This is a genomic window from Burkholderia sp. IMCC1007, assembly GCF_027257875.1.
In the GTDB taxonomy this organism is placed as follows: Bacteria; Pseudomonadota; Gammaproteobacteria; order Burkholderiales; family Burkholderiaceae; genus Burkholderia.
This window is the reverse complement of the sequence record NZ_JAPVQY010000055.1, coordinates 1-17,210: the sequence shown is the minus strand read 5'-3', so window position 1 is coordinate 17,210 and position 17,210 is coordinate 1. Positions and strand designations below refer to the sequence as shown.

Below are 17,210 nucleotides of genomic sequence, written 5' to 3'. Positions count from 1 at the left end.
GTGCGGAAATCTACTCTCACCTTCCTCGTCGCCGGGTGCCTCGCGCTGCCCTGCCTCGTGCGCGCGGCCGATTCGGCCGATCCCGCACAGATCAAGCGCGGCGAATATCTGGCGATCGCGGGCGACTGCATGGCGTGTCACACCGTGAAGGGCGGCAAGCCGTTCGCGGGCGGCCTCGCGATGCCGGTGCCGAAACTCGGCAAGATCTATACGAGCAACATCACGCCGGACCCGGACACCGGCATCGGCAAGTGGACGTTCGACGACTTCGAGCGCGCCGTGCGTCACGGCGTGTCGAAGAACGGCGACAACCTGTATCCGGCGATGCCGTACGTGTCGTACGCGAAGCTCAGCGACGACGACGTACAGGCGTTGTACGCGTACTTCATGCATGGCGTCGAGCCGGTGAAGCAGGCGCCGCCGAAGAACGAGATCCCCGCGCTGCTGAGCATGCGCTGGCCGCTGAAGATCTGGAACTGGCTGTTCCTGAAGGACGGCGCATACCAGCCGAAATCCGCGCAGAGCGCCGAGTGGAATCGCGGTGCGTACCTGGTGCAGGGCCTCGCGCACTGCAGCACGTGCCACACGCCGCGCGGCATCGCGATGCAGGAGAAGTCGCTCGACGAGACGGGCGGCAGCTTCCTGTCCGGTTCGGTGCTCGCGGGCTGGGACGGCTACAACATCACGTCCGACCCGAACGCGGGGATCGGCGGCTGGACGCAGCAGCAGCTCGTCCAGTACCTGCGCACCGGCAGCGTGCCCGGTGTCGCGCAGGCGGCCGGCCCGATGGCCGAGGCCGTCGAGCACAGCTTCTCGAAGATGACCGACGCCGACATCGGCGCGATCGCGACGTATATCCGCACCGTGCCGGCCGTGGCCGACAGCAGCGCGAAGCAGTCGCGTTCGTCGTGGGGCAAGCCGGCCGAGGACGGGCTGAAGCTGCGCGGCGTGGCGCTCGCGTCGTCGGGCATCGATCCGGCGCGGCTGTATCTCGGCAACTGCGCGACCTGTCACCAGATGCAGGGCAAGGGCACGCCGGACGGTTACTACCCGTCGCTGTTCCACAACTCGACGGTCGGTGCGTCGAACCCGGCGAACCTGGTCCAGGTGATCCTGAACGGCGTGCAGCGCAAGGCAGGCAGCGAGGATGTCGCGATGCCTGCGTTCCGCAACGAGCTGTCGGATGCGCAGATCGCCGCGCTGACGAACTACCTCACCGAGCAGTTCGGCAATCCGGCTGCGAAGGTGAGCGAACAAGACGTCGCGAAGGCGCGTTGACGCCGGGCGCGTGCGAGCACGGTAACACTGACAACAGGAGGCGCACAGCACATCGGGCGGGCCCCGATGCCGGTTGTTGCAGAGGAGAGGGCGAGCGGCACAGGCGGCCGCCCGTCCTGGTTCGTTGGCAATCCGATGCGCGCGCGTTGCGCATCGTTTTCGTTGATCACACCATGACACCGAATCAACCGTTTCTCGCGTCCCAGCGCGATGTGCTGCTGCTGCTGTCCCGAATCCTGCTCGTGATCCTGTTCGTGATGTTCGGCTGGAAGAAGATCATCGACTTCTCCGGTACGATCGCGTTCATGGGAAGCGAGGGCGCGCCCGCGCCGATCATTTCGGCGGCGATCTCCGTCGTGATGGAGTTGTTTGCCGGCATCGCGATCCTCGTCGGCTTCCAGACGCGGCCGCTTGCCCTTCTGCTTGCGCTGTATACGATCGGCACCGGCATCATCGGCCATCATTACTGGACGATGACGGGCGGCGAGCAGATCAACAACATGATTCATTTCTACAAGAACATCGCGATCTCGGGCGGCTTGCTCGCGCTCTGCGCGGCCGGCCCCGGACGTTTTTCCGTCGATCGCGGGTGAACGGGCCGCCGGCGCGCGCATGGGGTGCGCGCCGGACGGTCGAGACTCCGAGGGGGCATCATTTTGCGACTCAAACTTTTCGCATGGCTGATTGCGGCTGCCACGCCCGCAGCCGCATTCGCACAGACGAGCGTGACGCTGTACGGCCGGATCGACGGCGGCGTCGAATACCTGAACCACATCGCGACGCCGAACGGTGGCAGCGGGACGCGCTGGAGCGCGGAAAGCGGCGACTGGGGCACCAGCATGTTCGGCCTGAAGGGTGTCGAGGATCTCGGCGGCGGCATGTCTACCGTCTTCGACCTCGAAACCGCATTCCAGGTGATGAACGGGCAGACGGGCGGCGGGCGCATGTGGTCGCGCCGCGCGTATGTCGGGCTGAAGAGCGATACGTGGGGCCAATTGCAGGCCGGCCGCAACCTGTTCATCGACAGCGACGGCGTGTGGGAATTCGATCCGTTCGTCCAGCAGGCGTTTTCGTCCGCGTCGCTCGTGCGCGGCCGCAACTGGCAGCAGAGCAGCAACAACATCGAATATCACAGCCCGGTGATCGGCGGCTTCGACGTGCAGGCGCAATACGCGTTCGGCAACCAGTCGCGCGGTTTCAACTACGGCGCGGCCGACGACTTCGGCCGCTCGGACGGGATCATGATCTCGTATCACTCGCCGGTGCTCGACGTGCGCGGGATCTACGACGAGCTGCGCGACAACAACGGCAAGTTCAGCAACATCTTCACCGCATCGCGCGAGTATTTCGTCGGCGCCAACGTGAAGGTGGCGAAGTTCAAGATCCAGGGCGCGTATACGCACTACCAGGCGCCGGACAGCCCGGCCGGTGTTGCCGATCGTGCGGATCACTACTGGCTCGGCGCGACTTACACGGCGACGCCGCAGTGGGCCGTGACGGGCGGCGGGTACTACGTGAAGGTGGGTGATGGCGGTGGAGATGCGTCGCACGATCCGTCAGGCCACGCGATCATGTATGTGCTCGGCACGACGTACAACCTGTCGAAACGCACGTTCCTCTATGGGACGGTTGCGTACGTGCGTAATGGCGGGAATTCGAACTTCTCGCTGCTGGCGTCGCCGCGCGACGCGACGTCGGGGACGAGCCCGATGACGGGCGAGTCGCAGACGGGCGCGTATGTGGGGATGATGCATACGTTCTGAGCGTGGTGTAGTGCGGGTAAGGCACGGGTGAGGGTGGTCCCGTGCCTTGTTGCGTTTACGGGGCTTGCGACGAACATCGCGGGCGCACATCGGTGTCGGCGTGGGGGCGGGCGCATGGGGCGTGCCAGCGATGGCGGCCGTTATGTGGCGCGCTGCGCGTCGCTCGTTCGTCGTCGTCTCGTCACCAGCTCATGGCTGGCGGCGAGCATTGCGTTGCCGATAGCGTGCGCGTGCTGGGTTCACATTCTCTGACATTTTATCGATTGGAAATTCCAACGCGAATGGCGGTTACGCGATCTGTCGCTATCCGACTGATGTGAGCCATTCGATCCGCTCGGCCGACAGCACGGGCATGTGCATGCAGATATGCGCATCGGCGGCCAGTACCGCCCGAAAACCGAGGCCGGCGCTGGTGCTGCGTCTTCATCCTCGTAATCTCAATTTTGTCGACGCTGCCGAATGCAGCCACGCGACGAGCCGGGAGCCAATGCTTCCCTGCGACATCGTCGTGCTCAAAAGCATGACGTCCGGTGCGCCGCGATATTCAATGTGAGACACCCACCATCGGCGGACGAAGGGATGGATCGCGATTTAACATGACGAATTCCGGCTCGGCGCGATTCACCGGTTTGAATCGCGCCAGTGCCCAAAGGCTCGCAGCAACAGTCGGAATTCCGGGCTTTTCCCATCTGATGAGATACCGATCAGCCGCCCGGCGTTGCGCGACGGCCGTTTTTGTTACTACACGGTACGGGGTAGCCTGATGGTTTCCGATCTATTGAACAAGGCACTGCGCGCGCAATACGTGCAATACGGACGAATTGTCCGCCTTGATACGCCGCTTGGCGAAGACTGGCTGGTCCCGCTCTATGTCCGGGGGCGCGCATGCCTCGGGCGAGACTTCGAATTCACGATCGACGCAACATCGACGCGGCTCGAAACGATTCAGGCAAAGGCGTTGATCCGAGAATCCGTGACGCTGTGGATTCGGCAAACGAACGGCAGTGAAATGCCGATTCACGGCTACGTGACTGCGTTCAGTCGCTTGGGCGCCGACGGCGCGAACACCTATTACCAGCTTCGATTCAACTCGTTGCTCGCGCTCCTTCGGCTCGGTAGTGATCGGCGCGACTGGATCGAGACGCCTGCGCAGCAAACCGTATCCGACGTACTCGCAAAGTATCCGCAAGCATCCGGTAACGTTGCTTGGCAATTGCGCCAAGCGCTGCGCTCGTATTCTCAGCGGATGCAATGGGAGTCCGACTGGAATTACGTACACCGCACATTCGAGGAACTCGGTCTCTTTCCGCGTTTCGACATCGCGCGGGACGGCAAGTCTCACAAGGTCGTCATCATGGACGATCTGTTTTCAGTTCCGGAATTGAAGCACAAGACCATTTCGTTCAGCCGCTCGGTACAGGATGAAGAATTCGATGGTCTGAGTGAGTGGATCGATTCGCAAGAAATCCAGTCGGCCGAACTCGACACGGGCACGTTCGACTACAAGCGTCCCGATCTTCCCAAACACGTCACGATGCGTGCGTTCGATCTTGACGATGTTCCGGGCGTGGGCGAGCAGTACGAATACACCGGGTCACATACGTGGTCGGATCGCGAGATGGGCGAGACTCAGGCGAACCTTATCGCTGAGGAATGGCGCTCGCGCGCGCAGCGCTTCCACGGCGTGGGTGCATTGCGTTGCGCATGGCCCGGCCGCTATGGCGTGCTGACAGGGCATCCAGTGCACGATGCGCAACCGGAGCAGGATCGTGAAATGGCGATTCTTTCGGTGAGCTGGCTGATCCAGAACAACGTGCCGGGTCTCGAGAACCTGATGCGTTTTCGCAAGAGCCTGCGCGCTGAAGTCGAGCAGGCGCGCGCAAGCGGTGCGGGTTCGCCCGTGCGGCATGACGACGGCGGCGTGGGATTCTTCCACGTCGAAATCGAAGCGCAACGGCGTCGCGTCGCATTTCGGAGTCCGTTCGAACACAAGAAGCCCGTCATGCAGCTTCAGACCGGCATCGTCGGCGGCCCGGACAACGAAGAAATTTATACAGATGCGATGCTGCGAGCGAAGGTCCGGCTGACATCCGACCGACTCAATGACGGCGACCAGAACGTGTCGGCGTGGATACGGGCGGCGATGCCCGATGCGGGCCACAAGCGCGGTGGCATGTTTCCACTGCGCAAGAACGACGAAGTTTTGATCGGCTTCATTAACGGTGATTGTGATCGTCCCGTGATCCTGTCCAGAATGCACGGCGGCGAAAGCATGCCTGAATGGCACACGCACGGACTGACCTCGGGCTTGCTTTCGCGCGAATACGGCGGCGAAGGTTACAACCAGCTGATGATGGACGATGCGAGCGGGCAGAACCGCGTGCATTTGTACTCGACGAGTTATAGCTCTCACCTTCACCTGGGCTACTTGATCCAGCACTCGGGCAACACGCGCGGTGCGTTCATCGGCCACGGCTTCGACCTCAAGTCATTGGGTTACGGTGCGGTGCGGGCCGAACAAGGGCTTTACGTATCGACACAACCGGTAGCCACGCAACCGTTGAATGCGACGGCGGCATCGGAACAGCTTGCCGGCGCCGAAGCGATGCTGGAAACGACATCGAAGGCGAGCCAGAAGAATCGGGCCCAAAGCCAGCAACACGGCCACGACGCGCTGAAATCCTTCACGGACGCGACGCGGCATGCGGTCGCGGGCAGGAGCAACGGCGGTCGCACGGCGGGCGGCGGCACAGGCAATGCGAACGGCTTCGCGAAGCCGATCATGCTGCTGTCCAGTCCGGAAGGCATCGCCGCATCAACCCAAGGATCGGCACATATCACGGCAAACAAGCAAACCAACGTAGTCGCCGGAGAGGACATCAACCTCGCGGCCGGACGCGCGTTGCTCGCCAGTGTGCTGGAACAGATCAGCCTGTTTGCAGAAAAACTCGGGGTGAAAATCTACGCGGCGAGCGGCCCGATAGACCTGCAGGCGCAGAGTGATTCGATGAGCTTGGCTGCGTCGCAAGACGTGAAAATTACGGCGGGCAAGAAGATGTACCTTTCGGCCGACGAAATCTGGATTGGCGCGAATGGTTCGTACATCAAACTTACGGCGAACATGATCGAAAACGCAACGTCGGGCCAGATTGTCGAGAGGTGTGCGGATTGGGAGAAAGCAGGGGCGGCAAGCGGCACCTTGCAAAACCAGCTTCAATCGTCGCAGGTGTCGGTAGAGGGCGGCCGTTGCGCTGTGTTCTCCGGTTGAATCGCACGGCCGGCATCGTATCAACATAGACAATCCTGAAACCGAATCCGAGTCGGGAACCATGAGCAAGACAACGCCTAAAAAGAAACAACACTCAGCCGCCGCTCCGCAATCGACACCGAAGCCCGTCGGACCGGCCGATACGTCACTGAGCTGGGCTTATCCCTTCACGCCCGTGGGAAAGAGCGACGCGGCCGTCCCGATGACTTATTTCAGGGCGCTGGCGAAGTGTGACAGCGGCTTTTATCCGATGGGTGTCAGCGGAATGTGGCATGGGGGCGTGCATTTCGCTGAAGGCAGTGCCGAAATGTTGAAGCAGGACAGCGGCGTGCGCGCGATTGCGGATGGCCAGATTGTTGCGTACAGGTTGAACGCGCAATACGAAGAAACGACGTACCCGAACAACCTTGGTCTGGCGCACTACTCGACCGGCTTCGTACTGGTCCGGCATGAACTGAAACTGCCGCCGAAGCCGGCTTCGAAAGAACCGGCGAAGCCGGCTTCGGCGCCTGCATCTCCCGCGCCTGCATCGACTCACGCCGCACCGCCCACACCCGCGTCTGCTCCGGCCGATCACGCGCCGTCCAACAGCAAACCGGCGAACGACAAATCCCTCGTGTTCTTCAGCCTGTACATGCACACGATGGATTGGGCCAGCTATCAGAAGGCCATTGGACAAGCGAAAGCGAACCCGAAGCCTGACCCGACGCTTCCCAAGCCGATGTCGTATTGGGAGGGCGAGCGTTACTATCGGGTCGGCGACAAGGCCAAGGACAAGCAAGCCATTCCGAAGCCGAAGGCGCCTCAACCGTCCACGAAGCGGAACGATGGGGCCGACGATCTGCCGATTAACAACACTAATCGGAACGGACCGCCGCCTGCTGATAGCAATCAAGAAGTCGACCTACCGGCTCCCGAGACGGGATTGAAAATTCGCGACCTGCCAAACGGCAAAGTGATCGGTCTGCTGCCGAAAGGCGCCGAAGTAGTTGCAGGCGAAGGTGATCCTGCACACCCGGATTGGATCAAGATCAAGACCATTAAATCGGGCACCGTCTTGCCGGCTGTCGTCGGTCGGCCGGTATCGCCGCAAGCGCCTTGGGGCTACGTATTCAAAGACGAACTCGATGCGGTTGTCGATCCGAAGCCTTTTGATACGGTCGTCATCCTGAAGGAGCCGCAGCGTGTCAAGGCAGGCGAAGTCGTCGCCCACGTCGGCCAGTATCAATGGCCCAGGAACGCCAGCCCGATACCGCCCAAGCCGAGTTACCCGATGCTGCATCTCGAGGTGTTCGCAGGCCCGGACCTGAAGGACTTCATCGATCAAAGCCGCAATCGTGCGAAAGAGCTGAACGACAAAAACAAACCGCTGCTGGAAATCGAGCCGGGCGCCAAGTTGGTCGGCGACGTCCCCGCGCCCGATCAGAAGCTGACCCAAGCCGGATTGAAGCTTGTGCCGGTGGGCGATGCAAAAGGTTCGCGTTGGATCAAGGTGCAACCGAAGAGCGTGACAAATGTGCCCGCGAAAGGCACGCAGAAGGCCAAGCAAACCTTCGCGGACGTTGGGAAACCGATGTGGGTTGAAAGCAGTCTCGCGAACACGATCAGCACGGCAAATGTTCCGGGCTGGCAGAACTTTCCGCTGGAAGTTTCCAAAGCCACAGGGCCGGGCGCGGACTTCCGGGACGTGCTTCGTCGTGCCGAACTCGACAAGCTTGGCGCGGAAAACATCGCCATCGACGACAAAGGGCATCGTTGGTGGAATATCACGATTGGTTCGAAGGATGGGTCCGAACGGCAAGGTTGGGTGTGTGAAACCGACCACCCGCACGTACAGCTTCGTAGCCCTTGGGAATGGCCGGGCTTCGAATTGGTCGACAACGGCAGCGTCAGCCCTGCCGATATGTTCAAGCGCCATATACATACGACCGGGCAATATCTGGCGCACGAGGAAGGGACCGAGTTTATGGAGGCAGCGGCGAAGGTAAACGCCGGTGAACTCATCACGAAACTTGAAAAGGCGATCGATACGAACGACGACGGTAAGGTGACGGCGCAGGAACTGAAGCACGCGCTGGAAACGCGGTGGATGGCGGAAGCGGTTTCGCATCTCGTGGTGCGGAGTGAAACTGAATGGGGCGGTGGTCTCGGTAAGTGGGAAGAACTCAGCCCACTTATGCAGAAGCAGACCGCGATGTGGAAGACAGAACTTGATCGACTGGCGAAGCTTCAATGGTGGGAGCAAATCAAGGGTGTCGACGGCTTCCCGACTGACCTCTCGCCTTGGCACTTTCATCCGATTGGGTTGATCGGGAATTTTGCAGCAAAAAATCTCGTATGCAAGAAGTGCGGCGCAGTTGTCACTTTAACCAAGGAGTTTTTAAGGAAAGTCGCACCGACAGCTAATAGTGCTTTTGTTGACGAATTGATTGTTGCGTCAACTGATTTGTTTAAGAACTATGGGCTCGATAGTTGTAGGCAGATAAAGCACCTATTGGCTCAAGCCAAGGTGGAGACAACTCGCTTCACCTCATTTCGTGAGTCCCTCAATTATCAGAGCTACACCGGGAAGAGCTTATATAGAATGGCTCCGACAGCTATTGATGAAGGATTTTCGAGAAAAAATATGAAGTTCTCGTCCTCGGACGAAAAAATAAAGTGGATTCACGATAATTTAGTTGCAAATGATGCGGCCTATGCGGAGCATTGCTTTGGGACGAATGAGCAACCGGGGAAGGATTTTCGTGGCCGAGGACTTCTGCAGTTGACTTTTTATGGTGCATACCAGAAGTGTGCGAGGGCAATTGGTTATCCCATCGATAGTCAGCCTGAACTTGTTGAATCAGATAATCGTGTCATTATAGAAAGTGGTTTATGGTATTGGCATAGTAGAGGGATTGGCGCGATTGCGGACGACCCAGCTACTAGAGGTGAAGAAGGGGTCAGGAAGGTAACCAAACCAATTAATACGGCCTGTAAGGCGCTTGACGAGCGGCAGCATTTTCATCGCGAAATCTCCCTCGTATTTAATAAGTATTTTTCTTCCGGGTGCACGGATGACTAAAATCTTTTTTGGACTGGTGGCTATTCTTGTTTATGGGTTGGTATATGCCGGAAGTACATGTGGCGATATTCGAGGTCGGCAAAATTATCCACCGTTGAATATAACGACCGGTACTATTTGCTTTGTTCGAGAGCCCGTTCTCGACCAAAGGACTAGAGAGTCAATTGGTGCGGATGCCATTTCTTTGTACTATATTGCCAACGGGGGTATTCCCGTCAAGGCAGACGGGCGAGGGCTTCTGTATGATGACACGCCCGGAAAAATCATAGATGCGTTTGCATCGAGCATTGGTCATGGTCGCAATGAGAGTATATTTGTAATTCACTCAATAAATATTCGAAGTTCTCTTGTGGAACCGAATTCGTCCGGGGAATTTTATTCTGTTGCTGTTTTTGACTTGATCGACAATAAACTTCGCCGTGACGAGAGAGCATCCGGGTGGTTTGGGGCGGATTATAGTTGGTTGTCGAACGGGCGAAATATATTTTACAAATTTCCATATCAATCAAAATCAGATGTTTTGCGTGGAATTAATTCAGAATTTTCTTCGTTGATTGGTGATGGAAATAAAATTCCGGTAGTCGTCAACAGGAAAAGTTATCTATTTGAAGATTCGAGCATCAAAAGTAAGACTCGTAAATATCTAATAAAAGGGGATCGGGCCGTCGTTGAAGATGTTTCTGCCGGGTGGTGCCGGGTCAATTACTCATCTGGGAACACGCCGCTGCACATGTGGTTAATGTGTGGCACCCTTGATGCCGCGGCTCAATAAAGAAGGGGATTCGAGGATTATTGTTTACATCATCCAAATCGAGTGCGAGATATGTCAAACGACTTTATTCGCGTCGGCGATGATGTCTGCCGCGGCGGCAAAGTCCAAACCCATTCGTTAACCATGAAATTCGATGGTCCGTACGTCGCGCGCAAAGGCGAGACTGACGGCGCTGACAGTATCTTAAACGACGGCTAGATTATGAATCGAAAAATTGTATTGAGCATTATATTTTTTTACTTCTTTTTCTTAGAGGGCTCTGATGTTTGGGCGCTAGCAGATAAAAACCAAATAACCGGTGACTTTGAAGGTATTGGAAAGCCCGGGGTCTTTGCGTCTGCAATCACGCGCGATGGTCTAAGCATTCAGTATTACTCCCCTTCGTTACGGAAGACCCTTTCGTACAGGGTCGAGAAATTTGACGAATGTAGCATGATGGGTATGTACATAATTCCACACACGAATTTTCTGACCATTGATGGGAGTTGTGCCAGTCAAGGCGGGCAGATATATCGCTACATTTACAAATGGAGTGCCGGTAACAAGGATTGGTGTCTAATTCGTGAAATTAGTGGAGAAAAAACTGACGTCAGATCCGGGGCGGTGGTTCCTACTGAGGATGTGTCGCGAGTAAGTGGTTGTGCCACTATAGGGAAAAATGACTCGGTAACGTACGAATCAAAGGATCAGGTGCGTAAGGAAATTCATGATGAATTGGGTGATTTCAGAAAGACTGCTCGTAATCAATCATTGCTTGCGAGGTATATTGATGAAATTCCCCATTTTAGAGTGGCTGAGCTCGCGGCTTATATAGATGCTGATAATGTCGAGGACGTTAATAATTTCGCGTTTTATCTCAGCAAATACAAAAGAAGCTGTGATGCCGCGGAAGTGCTGCAATCTGTGGTCAAGATATTTCCGAATCGGACGGTGGCTAGATTGAATTTGGCTGATGCGTATTGGGATATTGGCGCCAAAGAGTTGGCGGCTCCTGAGTATCGAGAGTACAAGCGACAAATGAATAAAAAGGGGCTGTCTGCAATTATTCCGCCTAGGGTTTTAGATAGGGTAAGATAAGTTTTTAATGGTTTGATGAATGGAATCCGCATGAGATATATGCAATATAAGCGGGTCAATCGAGTTGACGTTGCTGCTGATCCAGATATGATATAAAGCGATTAGGCCGTAGCTACCGATTCATCTACATGGTTTTGGTGTTCTTGGCATATAAATGCATCGTCGGATGCGGCAATATGAGGGTAATTGCATCACGCATTAATATTGATTTTTTGGCTTTTGATCAGAGAAGGGCGATTGCCCAGCGAGCGCTTGAGTAAATTAATGGAGGAAGCCAACTATGCAAGCAGGAATGGCATTCTGCGCTAACAGGCGGGAGTGGGTGGTCAGAAAAATACTTGGCATGGCCGCAATTGTAATTGCCGTTATTTTCTTGCCGGCTCATGCAGCGGAGGCGGACAGCTCGCTCGACAATATTTCTGCCAGCTCGATTAAAAACGGATGTAATGTGGTTTTTCATAAAGAGTTTCGAGTTTTGTCAAATGATCCGCTAAGTACGCCGCCGTTTGATATATCAGCGAAATGGACTTGCCGAGATGGCGAGGGTGGTGACTTTGATAGGTATGGGATCAATGGAAGTAGTCCGAGCGTAGTAACGGTATTATTTTGGCGTGGGCGGTATATTATTGTTCTTGTGAAATGGGTGATAAATTCGGCTGCGTCTGATTATGTTGGTGATTTCTATGAGATTTATTCTTACAGGCGCCAGCAACTGGGCGAACGAATGGGCATCGTCAGGGACAGTACGATAGAGAGGCTCTTTTCGTCGGGGTGGGATGGCTACGCTAGAGATGGGTCAAACGTTAAATACCCGTTCAAAGATGCTGCGTCAATTAGGAGGGTATTGAGATCGAATGGAGTTAGATAGGGGCGTGAAATGATGTGCATTGAATGAAATCCGTTTATTGCAAGTTCGAATATCCGAGATGAGGTGAAGATGTGTCCGTTAATTTCGTTCGAATTGGCGATTCTATGGGCCGCGGCGGTAAAGTCGAAACTGGCTCGTCCTCGATGAAATTCGATGGCCGCTACGTCGCGCGCAAAGGCGACTGCGTATCGTGTCTGGAGCATCCCGACGTGTCACCGAACATCATCGAGGAAGGCGACGAATCGACGAAGGACAACGGCATTCCGATTGCACGACACGGCCATCGGGCGACATGCGGCTGTCATCTGATTTCTAGCCTTATGTAACGAACACTACAACGGTGGCGCGAGGCTCAGTCGCATCGGGCAGCGGACCTCACGGAGCTGACGTTCTTGACGGCACGAATAGTCTGATTTGGTCAACTTGCGTGCAGCACGTGCCAACAGTCCGAGAAACGGCGAAATTAGCTAACCCTAGTTGGATATTTGATTGTACTAGTCGGCGAGTGGAGATTATCCAACAGAAGGCATATCCGCGTCCACCGGTGAAGGGCGAAAAGCCGTCGCCAAGGGATAGTATTAATTTCAAACTACTTCGCGGGAAGGCGGAACAAAGTGTTTGCGCGCTATAAGATTTTTATATCGAAATTATTGCTTCTCATCACCATCGCTGTAGGCGTCACAAATTCAATGGCCGACGAGAAAGGACGTGGGGTCAAATGCGGCCCGGGAGATGAATGCACAACACTTGTTCCAAATGACGCTTTGGAGGCAAAAAGGCTATGCCCAAACTCACGAGTGCAGATGTCATGGAGTAGGAGAAGTGACTGGACATTGGTGTCGTGTTCATGCGATTGCTCCGAGCAAAATAATTTAAACTGGTTCGTTAGTCGCTCCGGTGCAGTAATCGGTTTGGCTGTTGGGCGCTATTTCCAAGGCTCATTTTTTTCACAAACACTGAGTCCGGCCGTGCCCGATATTGTGGCATCTCATTCGATGTGCAAACCGGCGGATCGAAAAATGATTCGGCGCAGTAAATTCATGTTGTTGGACAAAAAACCTTCATACGAAAAAGATCCATATTGTTATGATGTCATTTATGTCATCGATGGTGGTGGGGGTATTAACTTTATAGAGAACAATATTCTTCTCAAGAAAGATGGTCGTGATTATTTTCGAGTGGTTAGTGATTCTGAAGGAAGTGATCTACGATCGCTCACAAAAACGATATCTCCGTCTTGGACGGGAAGTATAGATAAAGTGGGCGAAGAAGATCTTGTAGTTACTGTCAAGCGTGCGTATCTGTATGACCAGCCATCACCCGAAGCGACGGGAAAGGCTTACTTGATTGATGGCGATAGGGTGAAGATGCTGGAGCCCGCCGAAAATGGATTCGTTAAATTTCGATACGTAGCGAAGAGAGGTATGGTGCTCGAAAAATGGCTAAAGTGCGAGGATGTAAATTATTGTCATCAAGCTTATTGAGCTTTATCTTATTTTTTGAATTAAGTTATGGTGAATTTGCTCGCATTGATGGTGGTTCGGCACGGTTAGGTGCCATGAAAGTACTGTGGGAAGGAGCCGGGAACGACGGCCTACTCAAACGGCGGGAGAAGGAGGCAGTTCTTTTCGAGAAAGGTATGATGTGTGACTGTTGGAGATAGGTTGTGACGAAAAATATTGCATTTTTTATGCTGATTCTTATTTCGAGCACCGTTTTTTCAAAGGTGATCTGCAATGGACAGGTAAACGCAGAATTAGCTGATTGTGCAGAGGAAAATTACGAAGCCGCAGACAGAATATTAAACAATAGCTACAATGAATTTATAAGAAAATCCAATCCTCCGGAGAAGAAAAATCTCATCGAAGCTCAAAGGGCATGGATTGAATATAAAGAGAGGTATTGTGATGCTGCTTTTGATGCTACCGCGCCGGGGGCGGAAGCATCTATCGATAAATGGGCTTGTTTGACGTCGCTGACAGAGGTGCGAACAAATGAAATTCGCTACTTGGAATCGTCTATCGGTATGGATGATTTTAGACGCTCGCTATCCGTCATGGCGAATCTTTACGAAAACGGAGACACCGCTAAGGTAATATCAAAGTTGATAAAAAGTACACCCGACAGAAGCAATCCAGATTGGGTTAAATATGTGCATCTGAATTGCAAGATGACCGCAGAAAGGTTACAGGAAGAGGGCAACGCTTGTACGGCCAGACTAAATTTCTTTAAAAACTGGTGATTTGGTCCTTCACTTCCCTTGGACACGCGCAGATGATCAAATTTGACGCGCGTTGGCGATGATAAAAGGCTTTCAAATTAAAGTATCCATATTGCAATGATGTTATTTATGTCGTCGAGAGTTGTGAAAATAGTGACAACGTGATGTGCGATTGGCCACGTGGCGCCCGTCCGGATTTTGAGTAACTTGCCAATATGTCTGCGTGAGCAGAGGGAAATTGTGGCTTCGGACCGTCGCCCCAACAAGGATTTTCCAATGAAATGGACTATTAATTTATCGAGTAGCGGATTATTCCTATTTGCGTGTATGTTCGCACATGCTGAGGCAACAGTAAAATTTTATGAAACACAGGGGGCGGATGCGGCTCTGGAAAAGGTTGATGATACGTACACGTTGAGGCTATCGGGCGGTGCTCAGCCTGCTGGAGCATCGACTTCCGCAGATTGTTATGTAAAGTCTAAGGGTCTAGCGCTAAAAAAAGATGTTCTTGATGGTGAGCTTGCTCCCATTCAGAATGGAATCGCGAATCTCATTGAAGACGATTTGGCAGGGCGCTATGTTTATGCAAGCCTGGATAATTCCGTGCTCGATGTACAGGAGGTAAATATGCAAGGGATTTGTGCGGACGACGTTGATTTAACTGGCCGCTATAGGGCGATAACGAGTGGTAATGAGTTCAAGAGCAAATATATCTATTATGTCAATATGGCGCATCAAGAAGCGCTTCTTTTTTTAAAGGACAAGAATCCTCGAGGCGCCATCATCACTCTCGCGCCATATGCCAAGTCGTATCAGGAGGGTTGGCTGCGCGATCGAAGCTCTCGCAATATCGTGATTTCGGCTCTGAACGATTACGCGTATGCCCTTCAATTGAATAATCAAAACGGAGAGGCGATTGCTATTTTGAGAGCCGTCATATCCGCTGCGCCAAATCGTGCGGCTGCATGGCTTAATATTGCTGACTCATATTGGAGCGAAGGTGATCTCGAAAAGGGGCGAGCAGCATATAGAAAATATATTGCCCTGATGACTAGCGCTGGAAACACAGCAAAGATTCCGTCGAGAGCGAACGAGAGATATGTCAATTAATATCATTCGTGTTGGAGATGCTACCGACCACGGCGGCAAAGTCGAAACTGGCTCATCATCGATGAAATTCGATGGCCGCTACGTCGCGCGCAAAGGCGACCGCGTATCGTGTCCGCAGCATCTCGACGTGTCACCGAACATCATCGAGGAAGGCGACGAATCGATGAAGGACAACGGCATTCCGATTGCGCGACACGGCCATCGAGCGTCATGCGGTTGTCACTTGATTTCGAGCCTCGTGTAACGCTACAACAGCGGCGCGAGGCCGGGTCGCATCGGGCACCGGACGATCACGGAGCCGTTGTTTTTCGACAGAACGACGAGCTGCGTAAAGCTGTTGGTGGGTGCGTAGCGCGACAGGTAAAGGTCGAGCTGAAGGATCAGCGCGCCCATGCTTTTTTCAGTGAACGCGTTTTCGTCCGCGGCCATCACAATTTCGAATCCTCTTACAAGGGCCCCATGCGGCTTCATCGCCAGTAATCGCTCGACGATGTTTCGTTTCACGAACGAAATTTCTCCAACGTGCTCGGTGTGTCGGTCATTCGGCGCAAGCTGGCGCAAGAGCTTCACGAAGTCGGACCATCCCTCACGCGTCAACTGCGTCAGGTTGGCGGTCGTCAGCGCGATCACGCGCCACTGCGCTTCCGTCTCGCGGGACGCGCTATAAGTGAGTGTCGGCTGTTTCAACAGGGTAATCCTGCAAGGCATCTGTTCGTTTTCGTTCTTTAAATCGCCCTTGGGCGAACCGATCCGCATCCGCGACGGCCAGTCGCGATTCGTGCACGTAAGATCGACATTCAATTGCAGCGGCATCTTCGCCGCCGCTGTCCCATCCGCGCGCAACAGCACGAGCGACGTTTCACGTCCGGGGTGATGGATTGCTGCGTGGGCATCGTGGCGTGCGATCCAGAATCGTTCGCCGGTCCCGGCTCCCCATGCATTCAGCGGCGGAATGACGGCCCCGTCCGACAGATCGCGAACCGCATCGATCGCGTAGATGCCGCGCAAGTTCGGTCGGCTCGGCTTCGGTACCAGGGGATAATCCGCGACGATATCGCCGCGTGACGACTTGACGCCCGTATGCTTGAACAGGTTGACGATTGGCGTGCAGAACAATCTGATGTTGTCCGCCGAGAGCGGTGCGAGCGCTTGCGCGACGCGCGAATCGGCGTGCACGCCGTCAATCGCCAAATGCAGGGCGGTCTCAAATCTGAAGTGCAACACTCTCGCCAGCCGGTAAATTCCGTGAATGGCAAAGAGAACGTACCAACAACTGCAACCTGAAGAACGTATGAGATTCGACTTCTGGCGGGATGAGGGATTGAGCTTGCGGGCGATCGCCCGCAAGCTCAATCGCGCACCCTCGACGTTGAGTCGCGAACTGGCCCGCAACACGCAGACCGACGGCCTGTACTGCCCACATGTAGCCCAAGCGTCCCGCAACATTCGACGGCAGGCCGCGCGCCCTGCGCTTAAGCTCGCTCCCGACTCGATTCTCTGGGGTGTCGTTTGCCAGCGCTTGCGCGAGCGACAGTGGTCCCCGCAGGAGATTGCAGCTACCCTGAAGCGCACCTTCCCCGACGATCCGAGCCTGCACGTGTCCCACGAAACGATTTACAACGCCATCTACGCCCAGCCCCGCGGCGAGCTGCGCCGCGAGCTGATTGCCTGCCTGCGCCAGCACCGCAACAAGCGCCTGCCGCGATCGCGCGGCACCGATCGGCGGGGGGCGATTCCCGACATGGTCAGCATTCACGTGCGACCGCCCGAGATCAACGACCGCCTCATG

Annotated in this window: 15 protein-coding genes; 14 read left to right on the top strand and 1 reads right to left on the bottom strand. The window is 55.0% G+C overall.

Translation table 11 applies throughout. The annotated features are described in order from the left end of the window. The 13 genes from O1Q03_RS31945 to O1Q03_RS31880 all read left to right on the top strand — a co-directional run bounded on the left by O1Q03_RS31945 (position 1) and on the right by O1Q03_RS31880 (position 15,665). Positions 1-1,278: a cytochrome c gene (locus O1Q03_RS31945; RefSeq protein ID WP_269508473.1), complete on the top strand. Its 1,278-nt coding sequence runs from the start codon at positions 1-3 to the stop codon at positions 1,276-1,278. Between the two features lie 173 nt (positions 1,279-1,451). Further along, the gene (locus O1Q03_RS31940; protein WP_269508471.1) at positions 1,452-1,871 is read left to right on the top strand and encodes a DoxX family protein; all 420 of its coding nucleotides are present in this window, start codon (positions 1,452-1,454) and stop codon (positions 1,869-1,871) included. Between the two features lie 63 nt (positions 1,872-1,934). Beyond that, positions 1,935-3,041, top strand: coding sequence for a porin (locus O1Q03_RS31935; RefSeq protein WP_269508469.1), 1,107 nt, complete (start codon positions 1,935-1,937; stop codon positions 3,039-3,041). A 763-nt stretch (positions 3,042-3,804) separates the two neighbouring features. Beyond that, entirely contained in the window at positions 3,805-6,309 is a 2,505-nt protein-coding gene (locus O1Q03_RS31930; RefSeq protein WP_269508467.1) for a type VI secretion system Vgr family protein, read from the top strand. A 61-nt stretch (positions 6,310-6,370) separates the two neighbouring features. After that, a complete protein-coding gene (locus O1Q03_RS31925) occupies positions 6,371-9,373 on the top strand; it encodes a glycoside hydrolase family 19 protein (protein WP_269508465.1) in 3,003 nt (1,000 codons plus the stop codon). Beyond that, positions 9,366-10,145, top strand: a complete 780-nt coding sequence (locus O1Q03_RS31920) for a hypothetical protein (RefSeq protein ID WP_269508463.1) — start codon at positions 9,366-9,368, stop codon at positions 10,143-10,145. Before O1Q03_RS31925 ends, O1Q03_RS31920 begins: the two co-directional genes overlap by 8 nt. 201 nt (positions 10,146-10,346) lie before the next feature. Beyond that, the gene (locus O1Q03_RS31910) at positions 10,347-11,222 is read left to right on the top strand and encodes a tetratricopeptide repeat protein (protein ID WP_269508461.1); all 876 of its coding nucleotides are present in this window, start codon (positions 10,347-10,349) and stop codon (positions 11,220-11,222) included. 280 nt (positions 11,223-11,502) lie between these two features. Then, on the top strand, positions 11,503-12,090 hold the full coding sequence (locus tag O1Q03_RS31905; RefSeq protein ID WP_269508459.1) for a hypothetical protein: 588 nt from the start codon (positions 11,503-11,505) through the stop codon (positions 12,088-12,090). A gap of 104 nt (positions 12,091-12,194) precedes the next feature. Then, positions 12,195-12,416, top strand: a complete 222-nt coding sequence (locus O1Q03_RS31900) for a PAAR domain-containing protein (protein WP_269508531.1) — start codon at positions 12,195-12,197, stop codon at positions 12,414-12,416. Between the two features lie 288 nt (positions 12,417-12,704). Continuing rightward, positions 12,705-13,574 (top strand): hypothetical protein, encoded by an 870-nt coding sequence (locus tag O1Q03_RS31895; protein WP_269508457.1) that lies wholly within the window; start codon positions 12,705-12,707, stop codon positions 13,572-13,574. Positions 13,575-13,756: 182 nt separating this feature from the next. Further along, entirely contained in the window at positions 13,757-14,332 is a 576-nt protein-coding gene (locus tag O1Q03_RS31890; protein WP_269508456.1) for a lysozyme inhibitor LprI family protein, read from the top strand. 255 nt (positions 14,333-14,587) lie between these two features. Continuing rightward, the gene (locus tag O1Q03_RS31885; protein WP_269508454.1) at positions 14,588-15,421 is read left to right on the top strand and encodes a tetratricopeptide repeat protein; all 834 of its coding nucleotides are present in this window, start codon (positions 14,588-14,590) and stop codon (positions 15,419-15,421) included. Beyond that, positions 15,411-15,665 (top strand): PAAR domain-containing protein, encoded by a 255-nt coding sequence (locus O1Q03_RS31880; protein ID WP_269508452.1) that lies wholly within the window; start codon positions 15,411-15,413, stop codon positions 15,663-15,665. The genes O1Q03_RS31885 and O1Q03_RS31880 overlap by 11 nt, the downstream gene beginning before the upstream one ends. Positions 15,666-15,667: 2 nt before the next feature. Here O1Q03_RS31880 and O1Q03_RS31875 read toward each other — a convergent pair whose 3' ends face one another. Continuing rightward, positions 15,668-16,642, bottom strand: a complete 975-nt coding sequence (locus O1Q03_RS31875) for a type VI secretion system baseplate subunit TssF (RefSeq protein ID WP_269508450.1) — start codon at positions 16,640-16,642, stop codon at positions 15,668-15,670. A gap of 28 nt (positions 16,643-16,670) precedes the next feature. Here O1Q03_RS31875 and O1Q03_RS31870 point away from each other — a divergent pair. Continuing rightward, on the top strand, positions 16,671-17,210 hold a 540-nt coding region (locus O1Q03_RS31870), incomplete at its 3' end, for an IS30 family transposase (protein WP_269506794.1).

Coding starts and splice junctions, on each gene's coding strand:
- O1Q03_RS31905 (WP_269508459.1), top strand. CDS start 11,503: ATGCAAGCAGGAATGGCATTCTGCGCTAACAGGCGGGAGTGGGTGGTC.
- O1Q03_RS31940 (WP_269508471.1), top strand. CDS start 1,452: ATGACACCGAATCAACCGTTTCTCGCGTCCCAGCGCGATGTGCTGCTG.
- O1Q03_RS31885 (WP_269508454.1), top strand. CDS start 14,588: ATGAAATGGACTATTAATTTATCGAGTAGCGGATTATTCCTATTTGCG.
- O1Q03_RS31925 (WP_269508465.1), top strand. CDS start 6,371: ATGAGCAAGACAACGCCTAAAAAGAAACAACACTCAGCCGCCGCTCCG.
- O1Q03_RS31920 (WP_269508463.1), top strand. CDS start 9,366: ATGACTAAAATCTTTTTTGGACTGGTGGCTATTCTTGTTTATGGGTTG.
- O1Q03_RS31880 (WP_269508452.1), top strand. CDS start 15,411: ATGTCAATTAATATCATTCGTGTTGGAGATGCTACCGACCACGGCGGC.
- O1Q03_RS31900 (WP_269508531.1), top strand. CDS start 12,195: ATGGGCCGCGGCGGTAAAGTCGAAACTGGCTCGTCCTCGATGAAATTC.
- O1Q03_RS31910 (WP_269508461.1), top strand. CDS start 10,347: ATGAATCGAAAAATTGTATTGAGCATTATATTTTTTTACTTCTTTTTC.
- O1Q03_RS31930 (WP_269508467.1), top strand. CDS start 3,805: ATGGTTTCCGATCTATTGAACAAGGCACTGCGCGCGCAATACGTGCAA.